This is a genomic window from Sphingobium sp. CECT 9361 (assembly GCF_918741285.1).
GTDB lineage: Bacteria > Pseudomonadota > Alphaproteobacteria > Sphingomonadales > Sphingomonadaceae > Sphingobium.
Genome location: NZ_CAKKNC010000040.1, coordinates 1 through 18,980 on the forward strand (window position 1 = coordinate 1; position 18,980 = coordinate 18,980).

The following is an 18,980-nucleotide window of genomic DNA, read 5'->3' on the forward strand; positions in this document are numbered from 1 at the left end:
CGTCGGCCGGTCTCCACCACGTCCAGGCGACGAGCGCCTGCAAACACATCAATGCTTATGTCATCCATGCCCGCGCAATGAGCTGGATACATCACCTCGACAATGCGGCTGCTATCGGAGGCGTACGAGCGAGACGACCATCAGGATAAAGAAGAGGAATTGCACCACCATCTCTCCCATGAATCGACAGACCGAACGATCTGGTCAAGCCCTGCCACATGAACATCCTATGCAGCGATGTCCTCAACGGCGTGCAGTGCCTTTTGCGGACACGGCACCAGGCTCCCAAAGCCCGTTTCGGGCAAGCGCAGATCCCGGCCGGTATCTGCAAAGGCTGCATGCGCTGCAATCATCTCCCCGCGCGCCAGTGCGATCGCGTTGAGGGAGGCGAGCAGCCGCATCATGGCATCATGGCCGGTGACCAGAGGAAGGTTGGCGTTTGCACGCGCTTCGGGCAAGAAGCCGAGCAGATTGGCGGTTCTTGCGAAACTCTGGTCCAGAGCCTCTTCGATGGGACCGATTTGCCCTGCGACTTGGCGCGCGGCGGAATGGAGGGCGTGAGCGTTCAACATGAGTGTCTCCTAAGGAGACCAGCCGGGCCTCCTGTTTACGAGGATAGATGAAGGATGGCGGCGATCTTGTGCTCCAGCCCGCCCAGGACCTCCTGAAAGCCAAGGCTCAGGACTATGAGCAGGAGCAATACGCCCAAGGACAAGGCGGCGATGGGAAAGACCCATATGATCCGCTGCAAAGAACTCAGCTCATTCTCTTGCCTCCCTGCGCTGGGAAAGGGCCAAGCGGTCTCTTGCTTGTCCGTTCGTGAGACCGGGATCGGCCGCGCTACTGTGGTGCCGCTATCGGCAAGCACTGCGTCGCCTTGGCCCATGGATCCGGCTGTGGCTCTGTCTTGTCGAAACGCGGCGGCCTGGGGAATTGGAGTTGAGCTACCAGTAGGCGGAATCCATAGGCCCAGCCTCTCCTCGTGCTGTGCGAGCATCCGCGCGGCTTCGTTGCTATTGTGCGCGCCGAGCGTTCGGCGGGCCCGTTCCAGTCGCGCGTTGACGGTCGAAGGCGCAATCTTCAATGCGGCTGCAATTTCCTTGATCTGATAATGGGCGCGCACCAGCCGAAGGCAGTCACGCTGCGCTTCTGTCAGTTTGGATATGCGGTCATCGTCCATAGAAAAGTCCCGGGAGCCCGTTTTGCGAGCCGACCTCAAGGCCAGTGCGCATGTAGACCAAGGATATAACGGCTTTCTTACCCTAGGGTAATGCCACGGCATGCATTTTGTGCTGCACTGCAGCGTTTGCGCGTTGGGCGAACGTTATGCGGGCGATTGCTTGGAGGGCACCAGAGAGGAGAGGGGTCGAGAGGGGAGAAGGAAGAGCTTTTCAGAGCCTCAGTTCTTCCTACCCAACCTCTTTCCAAAGGATGTCCTCCATGAACGCGTCCCCATCGCACGCCTTGTTGCAGACGCTCCTCGAACAGCTCATTGATGAGGGAAAGCTATGGCCGCCGCCTGGTCGCGCGGCCCGCCGCAAAAGGCTCATTGCCGTGCTTCGCAATCGAGTGGACGGTGACAGCGATGCATGGGCATCGTCCGACCTAGTCATGGATGCAAGGCGTCGCTGGAAAGGCGATTATCGGGTCTGGATCGACGATGAGGCCCAGTTGCGCTCCGACCGGGATGGTCTGTGGCTCAGCGGCTGGCTGCTGGCCGGGCGCGGATTGATCACTTCCGATCCCATCGAACCGCAGCGACTCATGGCAGCGCTCGGCGCCGTTCCGGTAATGGCCCGCGAAGTCTATCTTCTGCACCAACGCGACGATCTGGACTTTCCCGCTATCGCCTTGCGGTTGGGTATCGGCACGGATGCTGTGCGCCGCGAACTGGCAACGGCGCTCCTTTTGCTCGACCTCGCGCTCACCGGCGAGTGAGGCATAAAGGGCGACGCCTCTCAAAGAGCATTGCGCAAACCCACCGCCTTATGCAGGTAAGCGGCCTATGAGGACCGATTTTTCCCATTTACCAGCCCGGAACCAGCGCGAACTCGACGCCATCGTTCGCGCGATTTTCGAGGAGTTCGAGGATGAGCACAAGCTTGCCACCGGCGATCGCAAGATGGGCCGTATCCTCAAGATCATTCTCTACGGCTCTTTCGCCAGCGGGAAATGGATTTACGAGCCCACGACCAAAAAAGGGTATCGGTCCGACTATGATATCCTCGTGATCGTCAACCAGGACGAACTGGCTGATCCGATGCACTGGCTCAACCTGGAAGACCGGCTGTCGCGCGATTTTGCGATCCTACAACGCGTTCGCCATCCTGTCGGGCTGATTGTTCACAGCCTGCAGGAGGTGAACAACAATTTGTCCGAAGGCCGCTATTTCTTCATCGACATCGTCGAGGACGCAATTGCACTCTATCAGTCGGATGAAAGCGAACTTGCAACTCCGAGACCGAAAAGTGCTGCCGACGCATTGGCCTTGACGGAGGAATATTTTGAAGATTGGTATCCCAGCGCCGGTGAGTTTTTTGACGCCTTCGAATTTGGCCTTCAGCGGAAGCGGTACAAATTTTCAGCATTCCAGTTACATCAGTCCGCAGAACGATTGTACCATGCTTTGCTGCTCACCTGCACGCTCTACACCCCACATAGCCACAATCTAGCGTTCTTGAGCAAGCAAGCGAAGCGGATCGATCAGCGGCTTGTCCATGTCTGGCCCGACGACACTCGGATGATGCGTCGAAGGTTTAATTTGCTGAAGGACGCTTATGTAAAAGCGCGATATTCCAAACATTACCGGATCAGCGCCGACGATCTCATTTGGCTGGGCGAGCAGGTGGCGGAATTAAGCCGCGTGGTGCAGGATGTCTGCCTGGAGCGGATTGCCGCGCTCAAGGTGGTAGCGCTCAAGCCCCCGCGATCAGCGCCCGACGGTTAGGAAAGGGGGAGGGGGTGGCATCGTCGTTCCCGACACCCACCTGCCCCATCCCTCGGCGCCTTTTTGCCCTCAACGGCAAAGTCGTTACGTCAAATGTCAGATATGATCAACTGCACCCAATTATTTGCCAAATATGGCAATTAAAGAGTGAGTGCTATCCCTGCCTCTTCATGAACGAAGGCGGGTTCGTAATGCTTGGCGAGCGCGCCGGTGAGCCCTGTGGCGCGCAGTGCGTCGCGCCACGTGGCGGCGATCTTTTGCGCCATGTCGCGGATGAGTGCGCGCGCGTCCGCGCCGGTGATCTCGAAGAAGTCCGCAGCTTCGAGTGCCCGCAGGATGGACCGTTCGTGACCGCCGCCTTCGAGGATTGCTGTCTCGAGATGCGGGTTACGATCAGGGGCGGGATTGACGTCGAACATGGGGGAGAGGCGCCATTTGGCCGCGCCAACGTAGAGGAATCCGTGATTCTTGAGATGATCGTCTTTGTTGGAGACCAGGATGGTGAAGACGAGGCGTCGGTAGATTTCGAGGAAGTCCTCGGCCGGATTGGGCCCGACTTGCCGGATGAAGTCGGCGATTTCGGTATAGGAACCAAGTTCGACACCGGTTTTGCCAAGGGCCGTCCGCGCCGAGATATAAGGGATGCGGCCCGCGCCCTGTCGATCGAACCGTTTGATGAGGGCGACAGGAAAGGGCGTATCGACGAGTTCGAGGCGGGCGTCGGGCACGCGGATGCCGCAGGAAGCGGCGAGGCGCAGCGTTGCGACTTCGACCCGCTCGACGGGCTGCTGGTCGTGCACGGAGGTGAACTTGGCGAGCCAAAGCGTGCCATCGTCGATGACATTGGCTTTCGGGCGGGCACCGCCTGAGCCGCCGGCACCCGCGAGGGCCTGCATATCGGCCGCGGAAATCTCCTTGCCCTGCTCATAAGCGCGGGCGATCCCCGTAATCGCCTCGAGCTCGACAAGGCGCGGGACCGCGTCGGGCGCGCCGCCCTGAATGACCATGCCCTGATCATCGACGAAGCGCAGCGCGCCCTGACGGCAACTGTCGTCGGAAAGCGTAAGATACTCAAATTCCGAAAGGCCCGCGCCATAGGTCCGCTCGAGCAGCGTTCGCCCCCATGTGTCGGGCGCGGCGTCTGCAAAGACGCCGGCAAGCGCGTCGCGGACATTGCCGGACTGGCTCGAGGCATGGAAAGGGCCGCTGTCGAGCGGGAGGTCCGGCTGCAGCGCGAAAGCCGCTGCATTTGCCGCCCAGGCCGGATCATAGGAAAAGACCGAGAACTGGCGCGGTCCCGTGCGGGTATAGCGCAGCTCCCCGACCTGGGTCAGCTTCTCGCCGAGCGCGACCTGCGCGAACCAGCCAGCCATCAGAAGGCTACGCCGTCAGGATTAACCTTGGCCCCGCCGGCCGCGGACTTCGTCTCGCCCTTCTTCTTTTGGCGACGCAGGGTCGAGGCAAAGGTGCGGCCACGCTGCGGCAGATTCTCTGCGGCAAGCGCTAGGCCAAGCTCGTCGTGCCGGATATCGACAAGATCGGCGAGACGATCGATCAGGCCCAGCGCGACGAGGACGTCGGCAAGTGTGCCGATGCCGACGCCCGGATCGCCGCTTTCCAGCCTCACGATCGTGCTCGCTGAGGTGCCCGCGCGCACCGCAAGGTCTGCGCGCGCGATATTACGGCGCAGGCGCGCTGCACGCATATCCTGGCCGAGCCTTGCGAGCGCGGACTTCGATTTGGGCGAGCTCATCTCAAATATCCATATATGACCGCTGAAACGGGCTAGTGCGTCATATATGATAAGTTATTCCCAATTTCAAACCAAAACCGATGTAACGTGTCGAGCGTGTGACCAATCAGGTCTTGCCCACAGATTCGGCGCGGAGCCGAGCCCTTGATGGTCTGTGCGGGCAGTCGATCTGCGATCCATATTGCATCTACTTGCAGAGCGGCTTCTCGACCGCAAAGGACCAGATGAGCGCTCAGCGCCGCGGCTTCAGTCGTGGTGAGCGCGCGGCGATCGTGGGCACCTGTTGACAAGGCCATTTCGATGATCAGATGGTCGGACATCCCAGCTGGGGGGGCAGGCGGAAACGATTGCGGATGCCTTCCGTGTACTAGGTGCGCCAAGAACGGCAAAAATGCCGCCGACCTCGAACTGCACGTTCATGTGGGGACTCCTTCCGGGTAGCCCAAAGCCAAAGTAGCCAGCAGCGGCCTGGCAGGCTATGTCGACCGCGGTCTCAACATAAGAAAGCCAGTGTCATGAACAACACCGAAATCGCCGAAGCCATCGCCGCTGACCATGATATCTCCAAGGCCGATGCCCGAAAAATTGTAGATGCCGTGTTCGCCACGATTGGCGATGCCGCCGCGAAAGGCGATGAGATCTCGTTGAACGGCTTTGGCAAATTCAAGGTCAAGGCTTCCCCGGCGAGAGAGGGACGCAACCCATCGACTGGCGCTACCATCCAGATTGCGGCGTCCAACAAGCTGACCTTCGCTCCTGCCAAGGCAATAAAAGACAAGTTGAACGCCTGAGACTTACAACGCTCGCACATGTGCGAGCGTCACTCCCGATCATGGTCGCCGCTTGAACCGCGTTCCCAAGCGAATTGAGACACGGCGACCATAATTTCTACTTGTAACGATTATGTCCGACGAGCATGATCAGCCCGTGCGCTGCTCTTTTGCGGCGTACCTATCGAAGAGCGATCGACCATCGCGGTCGGCCGTAACATCACAAGCGCAGCGAGACCGGCAAGGTCGGATCGACTGTGCCCTGATGACCGGCCAGCACCATGCCCTATTCTGATCAAATCCATCCCACCCGTCATCGCCCGCTATCGGAATGTTGGTTGCCATGAGCCCGGCCGACGAGGATCCGCCATGTCTTCCAGAGCAGCCACTGAGCGAGCGCGTCATCGACCGCCTTTTTCGGTCCGAGGCACCGCGGCTAGCCCGCTTCATCAGACGATCGGTCCATAATCATGATGAGGTGCATGATCTTGTCCAGGAGACTTTCGCAAACTTTGCCGCGACCGCTGCAACCGCGACCCTGCGTAAGCCCGAGGCCTATCTGCGGACCATTGCGCGCAACCTGCTTTGGGGCCGGTGGAAGAAGTCCATACGGCGGCACGTCATTTTCGTCCCGGTGGAAGAGGCCCTGGGCGTGTCGGTCGAAGCCGACCAGAGCTGGATGATGGAGGCAACCGACCTTAAGCGGCGCTACGAGCAGGCGTTGTCGGAACTGCCATCCAGAACCCGGGAGGTCTTTCGACTGCACCGGCAGGAGGAGTTGCCCTATCAAGCGATCGCAGACCAGCTTGGCATGACGGTCCGCGGCGTAAAATATCATATGAGGAAGGCGCTGCTATATCTCGATCACAGGATAAATTCCGATGGCTGACGACAGCATGAACCCGTTCGAAAAAGGCCAGCTCAAGCGCGAGGCGACCGACTGGTTCATCCAGATGCGCGCACCGGACGCTGAACAACATCGGGCGGAATTCGAGCGATGGCTTGCAATGGGCGCGGTCCATCGCGCCGCCTATAATCGTGTAGCCAACCTCTATGTCGCAGGCAAAGCTGTCGATTGGGACGCCCTTCCGCCACCAGCGCCGGTACGGGCGACAATCAGACGTACGCTATTTGCCGTCGCGGGCAGTGTGCTGCTGATCGGCTTCCTGAGCTGGCGCCTGATATTTCCCGCCTCTGTCCCGCTCGACCGCAGTTTCGAACGGGCCGAGAGGGATCGCCCATCTACAGCAGCCCAGGCCCAGTTCGTTACCCGGCTTGGGGAAATTCGGACAATCCGACTGCCCGATGGATCCCATGTCACGTTGGACACCGACACGCTGCTCTCGGTCGATTTTCGCGCTGACGAGCGCGAGCTTCGGCTGGAACATGGCCGCGCGCGCTTCGAGGTCGAGCACGAAGGCCGGCCCTTTGTCGTCGATGCGGGCGAAGGAGAGGTCGTGGCTCGCGGGACGGTGTTCGATGTCAGTCTTTGGGATGATCGCACAGTTCACGTCCAGCTTCTTCGCGGCGCTGTCGATGTGCGGTTACCCGCTTGGCAACGGACCCGAAGGTCTGTACCTGCTGCAACATTGAGACCGGGACAAGCACTGAGTTTCAATGAGGTCAACGGCTCCCTGGCAGCTGCTGTGCGCACGCAGGAAGTCATGTCCAACTGGCCTTCAGGGGCTATCGAATTTAGCGCCGCCACCTTGCGGGAGGTGGTCGATGTTGCCAATCGCTACTCGGTGACCAAGATTATTCTTACCGATCCCAAACTTGAGTCTATGGCCGTCTCCGGGGTCTTTCACGTAGACAACCCAGAAAGGCTTGGGAGGGCGTTATCGTTGCTGCTCAACCTGAAGCTGACAAAGGATCGGAACGAGATACGTCTCGGTCCGCAATAAAACTTGCTGTCCTAGTGTCCCTTCGCATCGAGTGACACTCATCCTTTTGTAACGCGGTTGTCATCAAGGCCGCGCGATACAACAGGGGCAGTAAACCATGACCATCCGCGCAAGCGTGGCGAGCCTAGCGCTCGCGGCGACCACCACTTTTGTCTTCAGCAACGTTGCCTGTGCCCAGATCTCAGCTGCAGCGCGTTATGACCTGCCAGTGCAGGATCTAGAGACCTCGCTGCGTGCAGTTGGGCGTATTTCCGGCCGGCAGATCATCATAACGACCGAAGCTGTTTCCGGAAAGACCGCACCCGCGCTACAAGGGCGCTTCAGCCCGGATGACGCGATCACCCTCTTGCTCGAGGGGACTGGCACCAAGGTGCAATTCACGCCTGACGCGGCATTGGTCGGGGCCCTCCCGCCTGCCTCGATAGGAGGGGCCAGCGAGAACTCTGACAGAATTGTTGTGACAGGCTCGCGGATCAGAGGCGCGAAAATCGCGTCGCCAGTCATCTCGATATCAAGGCAGGAAATGGTCAATGCGGGCCAAACCGACGTAGGTCAGGTCGTTCGCTCGATCCCCCAAAGCTTTACCGGAGGACAGAATCCTGGAGTTGTATCTGGAACTCCGGGTATTCAAAATCAGAATTTTAATGCTGCCTCAACGATTAATCTTCGCGGGCTGGGCGCCGACGCGACCCTTACACTCCTGAACGGCCACCGGGTCGCCTATGATGGCGCGTCGCAGGCAGTCGATATTTCAGCGATACCTCTGGCGGCCGTAGAGAGACTCGAGGTCATAACCGATGGGGCGTCTGCGATATACGGGTCCGACGCCGTGGCAGGCGTGGCGAATGTCATATTGCGACCAGACTTCAAAGGACTGGCTGCCGAAGCCCGCTTGGGGGCGGCGACAGAGGGGGGCTATTTCCAGCAACAATATGGCCTTGTGGGCGGTGCGCGCTGGAGCAGCGGTGGGTTCATGGCAGCCTATAATTATGTCCGGGATACCGATATTTCGGCGGGCCAACGAGACATCACCAGCGCAATCAATGCAACTACCACGCTTTTGCCCTACCAGCGGCAGCATTCCGCATTGTTCACAGGGCATCAAACGCTGTCGTCTAACCTCGATTTCATGGTCGATGCGACCTATAACTGGCGAGCCAATAGATCGGGCTATGCTGACACTGTCGCGCGCCCGTATCAATTCGCCGGTTCTTCATCGAAGCAAGATACAGAAAGCTTCTCTGTCGCTCCAAAGTTCGATCTGAACATTTCGAAGGACTGGCGGGTGTCCCTACAAGGTCTTTATAGCAAAGACCGGTCGGACTTTAATTCGTTCCTGTACGCCAACGGCGCCGCCTACCTGCAATTGCCAGGCTATTACAAGAACGAGACTAAGCTCGCAGAGCTGAATGCAGAAGGCTCGCTCATAAAGCTGCCTGCGGGCAATGTCCGAATTGCATTGGGTGGAGGGTATCGGCGGGTTGGTCTGCACGGCTATGGCCGACAGGAGACGCCGACATCCTCGCTGTTGTCAGCCGACTATAATCGGTCCCTCCAGAGCAAATACGCTTATGCCGAGCTATTCGTCCCGATCGTGGCGCCCGCGCTTGCCGTTGCCGCCGTGTCACGCCTGGAGGCGACTGCAGCCGTTCGGTATGAGGATTATGGGTCACTAGGATCTCTCGCTACCCCAAAACTGGGACTGATCTATGCGCCGATCACCGATCTTACGCTTCGGGGAACCTGGGGAAAATCTTTCAAAACGCCTACGCTCTATCAGCTTTACACCGGCTATCGAGCCTCCTTGCTCTCTGCCTCGATGGTCGGGACGACCAATGCACCGTCAGGTTCGACGGTGCTCCTTGCGACGGGAGGGAACCCTAGCCTCAAATCTGAAAAGGCCACAAGCTGGACAGTCGGCGCAGAGTTCAGACCTCGATGGCTTCCAGGCTTCTCGATTGAAGGCAACTATTTTGACGTCCAATATCGAAATAGAATCAACACCCCAGGCATCGCGCTGAGCAACGTCCTGACGAACCCTCTCTATGCCGACGTCATTACGAGCAATCCAGCAGCAGATCTGGTCTCTTCCCTGGCGGCGGGCTCGCGCACGCCACTGAACAATGTATCTGGTCTTCCATTCGACCCCTCCAAAGTCATCGCGTTCATCGACAGCCGCTATTTAAACGTCTCACGCCAGGATATTCACGGTGTCGACATCCAGCTGCGTTACTTGACGACGCTCGCCAGCGGAGATCGCGTTCTCCTCACCGGATCGACCGCATATCTGTCCAGCAATCAGAAGCTGCTTGCGAGATCCACCGAAAAGCAGCTGGCCGGGGTGCTTTACAATCCCCCTCATTGGCGAGCGCGGGGCGGCGGATCATGGAGCCACGGTTCGCTCAGCACCTCCCTGTTTGTGAATTATGTCGGATCGGTGACAGACAACAGTGCTGCGCCATTTGTTAAGGTCAGGGGCATGACGACCGCTGATGGCGTTGCCCGTCTTGCGATACCTTCCAATGTTCCGGCGATTGGAGGGATGACCTTTGGATTAGCGATCAACAACCTATTGAATGCAAAGCCCGCGATCATCCGAGAGACCGATCCGCGTCAGCCACCCTATGATTCGACCAACTATTCGGCCATCGGCCGGACTATAAGCTTGTCAGTTTCGACGCAGTGGTAGGCGTGCCATTGCTCTCAATCGAGCGTCTGATCGTCATCGGCATCGCTATTGGGACGGCGCCCAATGTCGATGCCGACGTCCAGCACTTCGCCACGGTACGTGCAGGCATAGAAATGACAGTGGTCGGCACGCCATTTGATGCCGGGTCAGACCATCCAGCCCTAGTGTCTCCGGACGGTCGCCGCGCGGTCGTAGCGACCTACCGGGGGGACGTCAGCCTGAACACGCTTCACCATCAGTTGCTCCTGTTTGAACGACAACAGGACGGCCAATTTGGCCCGCCTTCAGTGGCGATGGCCCTATCTTCACCGGTGATAGGCAATAGGAGAGGCATATCGACCCTCCGATGGAGTCGAGATTCGAGGCACCTTTACACGCTCGCTACTGACCACAAGGGCACGACCCAGCTGATCGATATCGACCTGTCTGGCAGAGGGCGATCAATCGTGACGCGAACTGAAGCAGATCTCATCGATTTTGCGTCTGACGCCAGCGGGAAGGTGCTGGCTTATATCGAGCGGAGATCAATTGTCCCAGTACCGACAGAGCGGGGCGTATTCGCGGGCAAGATCATCTCCGATGAGGATATTTACACGCTTCTCTCCGGCAGATCACAGCCATCAACGGCACAGGGCCTAGGTGGCGGAAATGTTGCCCGGCTCGAGATCGATGGGATTAAGACCTCCATTGAATTGCCTGCTGACGAGTGGCCGGTTGCTGGAGGCATGTCCGTGTCTCCAACAGGCCGTTATGTCGTTGTTCCGGTTGCGATGACCAGATCGGTCATTCCAGCGTCATGGTCGGCGTCGTCAATGCCCGTAAGATGGGATTTTTTCTATGGCCTGCGACTGTACGATCGTGCTTCTGGCACATTGCGCTGGCTTCATGACGGTCCCGTTGACTGGAGAAACCGAACAGTTACCTGGTCTCGCGACGAGCGAAGCGCCTTGTTAACAGCTGTGTTCCTATCGCAAGCAGATGGAACAGCGCCCCAGGAAAGCGTAGTCATTGTCGATGTTGCAACGGGTGCAAGCGTCTCCGAATTTACCGGAAATTTTGAAATCGCCAATCCCGACGCAGCGCTTGAAGATGTTCAATTGGTAGACGCAGCCAAAGATGGTCCGCGCTATTCCGTATCAGGCAGTCAAGCCAGCTGGATGCTCAAACCCATCTCCGAACCAGATTGGCAAATACGTCTCTTGCAATCCATGAACCAGGCGCCGTTGATGGTGCAGGAGAGACAAGGGGCACAGCGCCTCCTTCTTAATCCCAATCCTGAGATGACGCCCGCGCGGTTGAACCATGTTCAAGAATATCGCTGGAAAAGCGGCGCGGGCGTTGATCTGGTTTGCGGTCTCTATATGCCGCGAGGGTTCAAATCGGGTGTCCGCTATCCGTTGATCATTCAGACGCATGGCTGGACGAGCAAGCGCTTCTGGTTCGATGGTCCGTCGAGCGCCGGTTTTGCAGCGCAAAGTCTGGCGGATGAGGGCTTTCTGGTTGCCCAGATCGGCGCTTCGGAGAACGAGCTCTCAACGACGCGCGAAGGCGCGGCGGGAGCCGACGCCTTCGACACGCTGATCGATGCTCTGGTAGGCGAGGGATGGGCCGATGAGAGCAGGCTTGGCATCACGGCCTGGAGCCGGACCGGCTTTGCCGTCCGTTCAGCATTGGCGTTCGGCCGCCACCGTTTTGGCGCGGCCGTGCTCGTTGACTCTATGAACTCTGGCTTCCTCGACTATCTCTTTAGCTCAGACACCGTGAAAGGCGTAGCCGAGCGCCAGATGGGAGCGGCACCCTATGGCGATGGCCTAAATGCGTGGCGCATAGCTTCGCCGATGTTCAATTTCGAGCGTATCGCGCCGCCTGTCCGTCTCGTAAAGCTCGGGCCCAAATTATTGGAACAATGGGAAGACTGGGCTTCAGGCCGCCATTTGGGAAAGCCCATCGACTTCGTTTGGTTGCCCGAGGCAAACCATTGGCCAATCCTACCTCTGGAGCGAATGGAGATACAGCAAGGCGCAGTCGACTGGTATAAATTCTGGCTCCTTGGCGTGACGGATCCCGCCGAGGATAAGAAGGCGCAATATGTCCGATGGCATTCGCTTAAGCGTGGTGGCTCATGAAATCGGGCGCTCCGGGCAATGCCGTAGGGACCACCATTGAAAGCGACATTCGCTTAAAGGCGATCCCAACTTCGCGCCCAGGCTTCCGCGTCCGACAAGATAAGTAAGCGCAGATAGTCGGCCGGGGGTTCGCCCTCGTCCAATGCTGTCACCACCTCGATTTGCTCACGGTCGATAAGCCGCTCTCGCGCCAATAGGCCGTCGAGGAGAAAGCTTCTGATCTCCAATCTCTTTGCCATATAAAGCTGCGCAGCGAAGCCGCCAGGTCCGCCTTTCGTTTTCCTGCGCAGAAGCTTGGAGGGCAACCTATCGGCAAATGCTTCGCGCGCGACGGCTCGGTCAACCCCCGATCGGATCCATTGAGGACTCGTAATACTCAACACTGTTTCCATGATAGGCTGAGAGAATAGCGGGCTGATGGCCTGCATCGGCAGGACCCGACGCCCCTCAATGAAATTCTGCATTGAGCCGATCATATCGACGTGCAGTTGTCTGCCTGGCAAGATGTCTCGAACGGTCGCTGTCCAGTAATGAGAATGCACCTCAACATGTGAAAACCTTTCTCGATTGAGCAGTCTCCTGTCGACAAACCGAGGGAAATTGAAACCACCTCTAATACCTATTTTGATTGCAAATCGCGAAGCGGTCCAAATACTGCAGCCATTAAGGGCGCAAACATCGCGTAGGGCACCCGCGGCGGAGAGCGGGCCTCCCAAACGCAGCGCGTCGATGACCGGGGCAGCGGTAAAGGATGAATAGAAGATCGCGTCTCCGCCAGTGCCGCACGCGACGGTTGATGCGTGCGATTGCATGCCGATCTCGACCGTCGCCTGATCGACTGGCTGCTGAAACGGAACGCCGATCGGGCGGGGAAGGGCGGCAACGCAGGATTGGCCAATATCTACGTCCTCAAGGCGGTATGGACGCTCAATGAGTTCCTTGCCAAGATGGGTAGCGAGTTCACGTGCATAATAGCGCTCGTCCCCGTTCCGATCCTCAGAATACATTGTGAATAGCGCTATATCCGCCCCTGCGGTGCTCAGCGCGAGTGCGACGACCGAAGAGTCCAGACCTCCGGAAACCGGGATCAATATCTTTCCCTTTGTCTGTGCCATGGCACAGACGCTCGATTGTACGACGGATCGCAGGTGACGGCTGTCATCTCCTGGCAGACGGTTCCGGGCATGGCGGGCAAAGAGTTCGGGCCGCCATCCGGGACTGAGAGTCAGAGAGTGATTTTTGAACTCCCCAATGCAGCCAGGTGGAATCTCCTGGAGGCCGGTCAGGCAGGTTTTGTCGGAGCGATTGTCCCTCTTTAGCAGCTGGGAATATACCGTATCCCATGAGATGAGGAATTTAAGGTCTGCCACACGAAGGACTTCCGCCGCTTCAGAGCCTAATATGATCGCATTTGCAGTCATGGCCACATAACATGGCAGTCCCCCTGAAGGGTCGATCAAAACTTCATACTGGTCGCCGTCTGGTTGCGGTTTTATCGCTACATAGCCACCCCAATGCTGTGTCAGCAGCCGGTGCAGCGTCCCTTTTGTGGCAACCAGCCGACTTCCATCGTCCCTGTTGTAAAGCTCGCCGATCACCCAAGCGTCATCATATTTACGTATGGATCCCGGCGTATCAGTCAAAAGATGCATGTTATCGACGACCTGCGTCTCCGCAAAACGGGGGCAAGTCGTATCGCTGCCGATATTCCCAATGACGATGAGGAATTTCATCTAGAACTTCGCAATCGGCGAATATTCTCGCACGACATCGAAAGAGTCGTTGAGCACGGTATGTCCCGCTTGGACCCATGCATGGGCTGAAAACGGGGCAGCCTTTACCCCTATTATCAGCGCCGCACCAAGACGCCGAGCCGTAAGCCTGTCAACCAGCGCAAGCGACCGCGTCAGGCAGGCGCGGCTGTTCGTGAAGAATGGACTGATCTTGGCGAAAGCAGCTGCAGTCTGGCGGTGTCCATCTTCTAGCTCGCCAGCCAGGTCGCCATCGGCGATTTTGTTGGAAAGAAGAACATTTATCGACCGGCTTAGCCCACGGCGATGCAGGCGATAGGTCGCGCGTAATTGCGCGCGCATCGCCATCGCGCAGTCCATTGCGCGTGCCTGCGTGACAGCGTCCTTGTCGTCAGCCAAGGGCTCTAGCGTATCTGGAAGGGGCGGTGGTGCCGAAAAGCGACCTTCACCCATGATCAGGCCACGGCGCCGCAGCTGGTCCAGTTCGACCTCTGCGATTTCGGTATCGAACAGATCATGCCTGGCACTTTGATACCGGTCGTTGACCAGATCCAGAAATATGGTTCGACCTGCGACCAAGCAGTATGAAACGCCCGGAGATAGAGTTAGGGGCATCAGATTGTCTCCGTACGGTGCGCGGCAATTGCCGCGCACCGGCCTGATTCACTCGTCGGAGATGCCCAGCTGCGCCGGCTGATTGTTGGTGTCGGACGACAGCCCGCCCTGTCCCTGCGTCTCGACGCTGGCGATGCCGAGGTCGACGACGCTGCCGTCGTCCAGTTCGTGGTTCCGTTCCATGTCATGCTCCTTCAAACGTCGCAAAACCGCGACGTTTGAAGCATCTGCCTCCCATTCCATATATCCAAAGATATATGGGTCCGGATTGCACCTATATATATTGGGTCGTTGATCGCGCTGATGATGCGTGGAGAAATGCAGCACATGATCGCTCAATCCCGCGATCGGTATGTTCCCATGGCGATCTGATTGAACAGATCAACAGCTCGCCTGATCCGGCGCCGATGATAGGTCAGGATAGCCCGTCGAACCGATCTCGCATCATCGTGCCGGATAAGCTCGATAAGCGACGCATATTCACGCTCGAGCTCGGTCAGCACCAAGGGTTCGACACCTCGAACACGGCGCAATCTATCGTTGAGCGATCCGAATAGGGTTACGAACTCTGCGTTGCGCGTTCGTCCCGCAAGGTTGGAAAAGAGCGCCTCGGTTCTGGAAATGAGATCGTCCGGGTCGCCCCCGGGTTCGTAAATTCCTTCTGGCGAGGCTTTTACCCAGGCGGTTGCGCAATAGCTGAGACGCATCGATAATTCATAGAGATCGACCATTTCCCCCACACCAAGGGACCATGTGGCAAATCCGCCCGCAGGAGGCATCGCGACCAATCCTTCGCCAACCAGTCGCAGCAAGGCTTCGCGTACGGGCGTTGCGCTGGTAGCGTAGCGTTGTTCAAGGATCGTGATCTGCAACCGTCCAGGTGGCAGCTGGCCATCCAGAATGTCGCGCTTCAACGCGCTATAGACACGCTCACTCGTGTGATGGTCGGCAGCCATCGTCCCGGTCCCTGATAAGAGGGTTGAGGTGGCACCCTCTTGTCGCCGAAGCCTTGCAATTCGCGTCGGCCCTCCCGCCATTTCTGCCGGAGATCGGTCGTCCAATTAGAACGTCACCGCGCGAAATGTAGTAGCGCACCGAGCGCTCGCAACGAAAACAGGTCTCAATTTGACCCCATTCCACGGACCCTCTTCGACCTGTCCAACTCCGCGCGCGAGAGAAGCGGGACAAAAAGCTTCCCGGGGGAGAGAGGTGAGGGGGAGCGGGGTTGATGTCCGGAATGTGCCGGATGTCACAAGGAGTTACCGCAGTGATTCAAACCGTCAAACTCAGCAAGCTCCGGCTCTCGCCGATCAACGTCCGTCGCCTCCCTGAAGAGAAGCTGCAAATCCCTCAGATGGCCGCCGACATCGAAGCGCGCGGCGTGCTCCAGAACCTGCTTGTCACCCCGGCCAAAAAGCCTCGCGGCACCTTCGAAGTGTTCGACGGTGGTCGCCGCCTTCGTGCCCTGCAGCGCCTCGCCGATGCCGGCACGATCACGGCCGCCGACTATGACGTGCCCGTAATGGTCTTCCAAGCCGACGAAGCGACGCTTTCGGAGACTTCGACCGCGACCAACTTCCAGCAGCTCAAGATGACGCCCGCCGAGGAATGCCGCGCGTTCCAGCACTTCATCGGAACGAGCGGCGATATTGATGCCGTCGCCAAGCGGTTCGGCGTCACGCGTCGTTTCGTCGAGGGACGCCTGCGTCTCGCCGCGCTTGCCGAGCCGATCTTCGAAGCCCTGAGCGCCGGTGAAATCACCCTCGACGTCGCCAAGGCTTATGCGTCGACCGAGAACCAGGAGAAACAGCTTCTGGTCTGGAAAAACTACCAGAACAACTATGTGAACGCTGACACGATCCGTCGTGTCATCGCCAACGAAACCCTGAAGGCGAATGACCCGATCGCCATTCTGGTCGGCGAGACCCGCTATATTGACGCGGGAGGCAAGATTGATGGCGACCTGTTCACCGACGGCAACGACCGGTGGGTCAATCCCGAGATCGCGCATCGGCTCGCCGGCGAGATCATGGAAGCCGAGGCCAAGCGCGTCGGCGAGGAGACTGGTCTTGCATGGATCCGACCGATCGCCAGCAACTACGCGCATAATGCGGCGCACGGTCTCTTTCGGGCCATCCTTCGCCAGCCCGATCTGACCGAAGAGCAGGCTCTTCGCCTGACCGCAATCGACGAACGGCGTTCCGAGCTCGAAACCGAGATGCAGGACGAGTCCCTCTCCGAAGAGTATTTCAAGCTGCTCGACCAAGAGGATGATCGCCTGATCCAGGAAGCCGAGGCGATCGAGAACCGCGCGCCCGTTCTCCCGGACGAGCTGAAAGCGCATGTCGGCGCGTTCCTGCTCCTGACGCCGCACGGAGCGATGGCGCTCGACACCCAATATTACAGCGAGCAGCAGATCCTCATCGAAGAGCCCGCTGACGATGAGAGCGGCGAGGGCGAGGATGGCGAGCGGTCGTCAGGCGGTTTCCGCATCGGCGACCCCAAGCCGTCCGAGCCGACCCATCGTCCCGAGGCCGTGGCGCCGGGGGGCAAGCCGCTCAGCTCTCGCCTCTATGACGAGCTGGCGATGCAACGCCGTGACATTCTCGCGGCCTGCCTCCTCGCCCAGCCCGCACTTGCGCTCGACTATGCGTTGTTCGTGATGGTCGATGCCCGGACCAAGACGTCGAGCCGCTACACCTACAACTCGACGAAATACGGAACCACGATCCGCGCGAGCGGGCCGCAGGACCCGAACACCGGCGACATGCCCACGTCGCGCGCGCGGGACTATCTGGCGGAGGCTCATGAAGGTCTCGACGCGGGCTGGACCGAGCACGAAGACGAGGTCGAACGCTTCGAGGGCTTCCGGGCGCTCGACGATGACAGCAAGGCGAACTGGCTTGCCTACATCGTGGCGATCTCGCTCGAGGCGAAGCGGGGCATCAGCAACGAGCAGATCCCTCTCCACAACCGACTGGCATCGATCCTCGAAATCGATGTCGCCAGCTGGTGGCGCCCGACTTCGGAGAACTTCTTCGACCGGGTGAACAAGGGAAGTATCCTCAGCCTTCTCGACGAAATGGGTGGGCCCGCGCTCAGCGGCCGGCACGCGTCGCTCAAGAAGACCGAGATCTCGGCGAGCTGCCAGAAGCTCTTCGCAGGGGACACAATCGTCGAAGCAGAGGTTAGGCAAGCGGCGCTCGCCTGGGTACCAAACGCGATGCGGTTCCTCGACGGGCAGCCCGAGGACGTCGTCATCAAGGCCGACGTGACCGGCGAGGCAGAACATGACGAAGACGGATCGGGCGATGTTGCCGACGCGGGCGCTGACTCGTCCCAGGCTGGCGACGAGGTGCTCGAACCCGCTGCCTAATCGCTGAGCGGGCGGGGCCGGCGGCGTGCCGGCGGTTCCCGCCCCATCGCTCGTCCTCCTGCTGGCCCCTTGTGCCCGCTTTCCGGAGCTGATCGCCATGTCCGCTACAGCGAAACCGAGCCGCGATGTCGCGGCAGAGATCACCAACCTTATCATCAAGAAGCTTGAGGAGGGCGTTCCGCCCTGGAGTCGTCCCTGGCGCGTCCAGGGAAGCGGTGGTCGGCCGCTCCGTCATTGCGGCACGCCCTATACTGGCATCAATACTTTTTACCTCTGGGCGATCGGCGACGCGCAAGGGTACCGGTCGCGCTACTGGATGACGTACCGCCAGGCCGAGGCGCTCGGTGGCCATGTCCGCCGCGGTGAGGTCGGCTCACTGTCGGTCTATTATTCGAGCTTCAAAAAGACCGAGGCGAACCCTGTCACTGGTGCCGAAAAGGAGCGAAGCATTCGCTTCCTGCGCCACTACATCGTCTTCAACGCCGACCAGATCGACGGCCTTCCAGCGCATTACTATCCGGCGATCGAAGATCCGGCGCCGATTGATCCTTCGCAGCATCAGGCGGCGATCGATGCCTTCTTCGAGGTAATCCCAGCCGAGGTCCGGCATGGCGGGGATCAGGCCTTTTTCACGCCTACCCTCGACTACATCCAGATGCCGCATCAGCGGACCTTTCGGACGATGGACCATTACGCATCGGTCCGGGCCCACGAGACCACCCATTGGACCGGCGGCACCAAGCGCCTGGCGCGCACTTTCGGGAAACGGTTCGGCGACAAAGCCTATAGTTTCGAGGAACTGGTTGCCGAGATCGGCAGCGGTTTGGTCTGCGCCCATCTCGGTCTCCCGAACGAGCTGCATGACAGTCATGCCAGCTATGTCGGCCACTGGCTCAAGTTATGCTCACCTCGCCATAACTCCAGTAATCGCGAGGTGTCGATAATGTGAAGGAACGCGGTTTCAGTGTATGAAATGCGCAGAATTGCGACGTTATCTGACGGGCTTTGCTCCGCATTATTTCTCGACGAACCTCTGCGGTCGTTTGACT

General features: G+C 58.9%; 17 protein-coding genes and 1 pseudogene. 10 read left to right on the forward strand and 8 right to left on the reverse strand.

The features are described from left to right. Positions 1-227: 227 nt before the first annotated feature. Together LQ220_RS23505 and LQ220_RS23510 are read right to left on the reverse strand one after the other, a co-directional pair. Positions 228-572, reverse strand: a complete 345-nt coding sequence (locus LQ220_RS23505) for a hypothetical protein (protein WP_230190445.1) — start codon at positions 570-572, stop codon at positions 228-230. 35 nt (positions 573-607) lie between these two features. Beyond that, positions 608-1,180, reverse strand: a complete 573-nt coding sequence (locus LQ220_RS23510) for a helix-turn-helix transcriptional regulator (protein ID WP_230190446.1) — start codon at positions 1,178-1,180, stop codon at positions 608-610. A 260-nt stretch (positions 1,181-1,440) separates the two neighbouring features. On the opposite strand from LQ220_RS23510, the gene LQ220_RS23515 reads away from it, so the two are divergent. Together LQ220_RS23515 and LQ220_RS23520 are read left to right on the forward strand one after the other, a co-directional pair. Continuing rightward, positions 1,441-1,938, forward strand: coding sequence for a hypothetical protein (locus LQ220_RS23515; RefSeq protein ID WP_230190447.1), 498 nt, complete (start codon positions 1,441-1,443; stop codon positions 1,936-1,938). A 67-nt stretch (positions 1,939-2,005) separates the two neighbouring features. Then, the gene (locus LQ220_RS23520; RefSeq protein WP_230190448.1) at positions 2,006-2,947 is read left to right on the forward strand and encodes a HEPN domain-containing protein; all 942 of its coding nucleotides are present in this window, start codon (positions 2,006-2,008) and stop codon (positions 2,945-2,947) included. 140 nt (positions 2,948-3,087) lie between these two features. Here the strand turns inward: LQ220_RS23520 and LQ220_RS23525 are convergent, their stop codons facing one another. Continuing rightward, positions 3,088-4,320, reverse strand: coding sequence for a HipA domain-containing protein (locus LQ220_RS23525; RefSeq protein ID WP_230190449.1), 1,233 nt, complete (start codon positions 4,318-4,320; stop codon positions 3,088-3,090). Then, a complete protein-coding gene (locus LQ220_RS23530) occupies positions 4,320-4,700 on the reverse strand; it encodes a helix-turn-helix domain-containing protein (RefSeq protein ID WP_230190450.1) in 381 nt (126 codons plus the stop codon). Before LQ220_RS23530 ends, LQ220_RS23525 begins: the two co-directional genes overlap by 1 nt. Before the next feature lie 371 nt (positions 4,701-5,071). Between LQ220_RS23530 and LQ220_RS23535 the strand changes: the two genes are divergently transcribed. From LQ220_RS23535 to LQ220_RS23555, 6 genes and pseudogenes are all read left to right on the forward strand, one after another. Continuing rightward, the gene (locus LQ220_RS23535; protein ID WP_230190451.1) at positions 5,072-5,491 is read left to right on the forward strand and encodes an HU family DNA-binding protein; all 420 of its coding nucleotides are present in this window, start codon (positions 5,072-5,074) and stop codon (positions 5,489-5,491) included. A gap of 322 nt (positions 5,492-5,813) precedes the next feature. Then, entirely contained in the window at positions 5,814-6,359 is a 546-nt protein-coding gene (locus LQ220_RS23540; protein WP_230190452.1) for a sigma-70 family RNA polymerase sigma factor, read from the forward strand. After that, on the forward strand, positions 6,352-7,374 hold the full coding sequence (locus tag LQ220_RS23545) for a FecR domain-containing protein (protein WP_230190453.1): 1,023 nt from the start codon (positions 6,352-6,354) through the stop codon (positions 7,372-7,374). The genes LQ220_RS23540 and LQ220_RS23545 overlap by 8 nt, the downstream gene beginning before the upstream one ends. A gap of 97 nt (positions 7,375-7,471) precedes the next feature. Beyond that, positions 7,472-8,203, forward strand: a pseudogene (locus tag LQ220_RS25135) (TonB-dependent receptor); the annotation flags it as partial. 144 nt (positions 8,204-8,347) lie between these two features. Further along, positions 8,348-10,063: a TonB-dependent receptor gene (locus tag LQ220_RS23550; protein WP_230190454.1), complete on the forward strand. Its 1,716-nt coding sequence runs from the start codon at positions 8,348-8,350 to the stop codon at positions 10,061-10,063. Between the two features lie 2 nt (positions 10,064-10,065). Then, a complete protein-coding gene (locus LQ220_RS23555; RefSeq protein WP_230190455.1) occupies positions 10,066-12,189 on the forward strand; it encodes a hypothetical protein in 2,124 nt (707 codons plus the stop codon). A 53-nt stretch (positions 12,190-12,242) separates the two neighbouring features. Here LQ220_RS23555 and LQ220_RS23560 read toward each other — a convergent pair whose 3' ends face one another. The 4 genes from LQ220_RS23560 to LQ220_RS23575 all read right to left on the reverse strand — a co-directional run bounded on the left by LQ220_RS23560 (position 12,243) and on the right by LQ220_RS23575 (position 15,511). Further along, positions 12,243-13,922 (reverse strand): asparagine synthase C-terminal domain-containing protein, encoded by a 1,680-nt coding sequence (locus LQ220_RS23560; RefSeq protein ID WP_230190456.1) that lies wholly within the window; start codon positions 13,920-13,922, stop codon positions 12,243-12,245. Then, the gene (locus tag LQ220_RS23565) at positions 13,923-14,519 is read right to left on the reverse strand and encodes a lasso peptide biosynthesis B2 protein (RefSeq protein WP_230190457.1); all 597 of its coding nucleotides are present in this window, start codon (positions 14,517-14,519) and stop codon (positions 13,923-13,925) included. An 84-nt stretch (positions 14,520-14,603) separates the two neighbouring features. Beyond that, positions 14,604-14,738, reverse strand: a complete 135-nt coding sequence (locus tag LQ220_RS23570) for a benenodin family lasso peptide (RefSeq protein ID WP_230190458.1) — start codon at positions 14,736-14,738, stop codon at positions 14,604-14,606. A 152-nt stretch (positions 14,739-14,890) separates the two neighbouring features. After that, positions 14,891-15,511 (reverse strand): GntR family transcriptional regulator, encoded by a 621-nt coding sequence (locus LQ220_RS23575; RefSeq protein WP_230190459.1) that lies wholly within the window; start codon positions 15,509-15,511, stop codon positions 14,891-14,893. A 311-nt stretch (positions 15,512-15,822) separates the two neighbouring features. On the opposite strand from LQ220_RS23575, the gene LQ220_RS23580 reads away from it, so the two are divergent. Both LQ220_RS23580 and LQ220_RS23585 read left to right on the forward strand, forming a co-directional pair. Further along, positions 15,823-17,931, forward strand: a complete 2,109-nt coding sequence (locus LQ220_RS23580; RefSeq protein ID WP_230190460.1) for a ParB/RepB/Spo0J family partition protein — start codon at positions 15,823-15,825, stop codon at positions 17,929-17,931. Positions 17,932-18,028: 97 nt separating this feature from the next. Further along, positions 18,029-18,880 carry a zincin-like metallopeptidase domain-containing protein gene (locus tag LQ220_RS23585; RefSeq protein ID WP_230190461.1) on the forward strand — a complete coding sequence of 284 codons (852 nt, stop codon included), beginning with the start codon at positions 18,029-18,031 and terminating at the stop codon, positions 18,878-18,880. The last annotated feature ends 100 nt before the right edge of the window (positions 18,881-18,980 follow it).

Excerpts from the sequence above, each read along its gene's own strand:
- LQ220_RS23540 (WP_230190452.1), top strand. The coding sequence starts at position 5,814 with ATGAGCCCGGCCGACGAGGATCCGCCATGTCTTCCAGAGCAGCCACTG.
- LQ220_RS23510 (WP_230190446.1), bottom strand. The coding sequence starts at position 1,180 with ATGGACGATGACCGCATATCCAAACTGACAGAAGCGCAGCGTGACTGC.
- LQ220_RS23525 (WP_230190449.1), bottom strand. The coding sequence starts at position 4,320 with ATGGCTGGCTGGTTCGCGCAGGTCGCGCTCGGCGAGAAGCTGACCCAG.
- LQ220_RS23575 (WP_230190459.1), bottom strand. The coding sequence starts at position 15,511 with ATGGCTGCCGACCATCACACGAGTGAGCGTGTCTATAGCGCGTTGAAG.
- LQ220_RS23585 (WP_230190461.1), top strand. The coding sequence starts at position 18,029 with ATGTCCGCTACAGCGAAACCGAGCCGCGATGTCGCGGCAGAGATCACC.
- LQ220_RS23545 (WP_230190453.1), top strand. The coding sequence starts at position 6,352 with ATGGCTGACGACAGCATGAACCCGTTCGAAAAAGGCCAGCTCAAGCGC.
- LQ220_RS23505 (WP_230190445.1), bottom strand. The coding sequence starts at position 572 with ATGTTGAACGCTCACGCCCTCCATTCCGCCGCGCGCCAAGTCGCAGGG.
- LQ220_RS23515 (WP_230190447.1), top strand. The coding sequence starts at position 1,441 with ATGAACGCGTCCCCATCGCACGCCTTGTTGCAGACGCTCCTCGAACAG.
- LQ220_RS23530 (WP_230190450.1), bottom strand. The coding sequence starts at position 4,700 with ATGAGCTCGCCCAAATCGAAGTCCGCGCTCGCAAGGCTCGGCCAGGAT.
- LQ220_RS23570 (WP_230190458.1), bottom strand. The coding sequence starts at position 14,738 with ATGGAACGGAACCACGAACTGGACGACGGCAGCGTCGTCGACCTCGGC.
- LQ220_RS23550 (WP_230190454.1), top strand. The coding sequence starts at position 8,348 with ATGGCAGCCTATAATTATGTCCGGGATACCGATATTTCGGCGGGCCAA.
- LQ220_RS23560 (WP_230190456.1), bottom strand. The coding sequence starts at position 13,922 with ATGAAATTCCTCATCGTCATTGGGAATATCGGCAGCGATACGACTTGC.
- LQ220_RS23520 (WP_230190448.1), top strand. The coding sequence starts at position 2,006 with ATGAGGACCGATTTTTCCCATTTACCAGCCCGGAACCAGCGCGAACTC.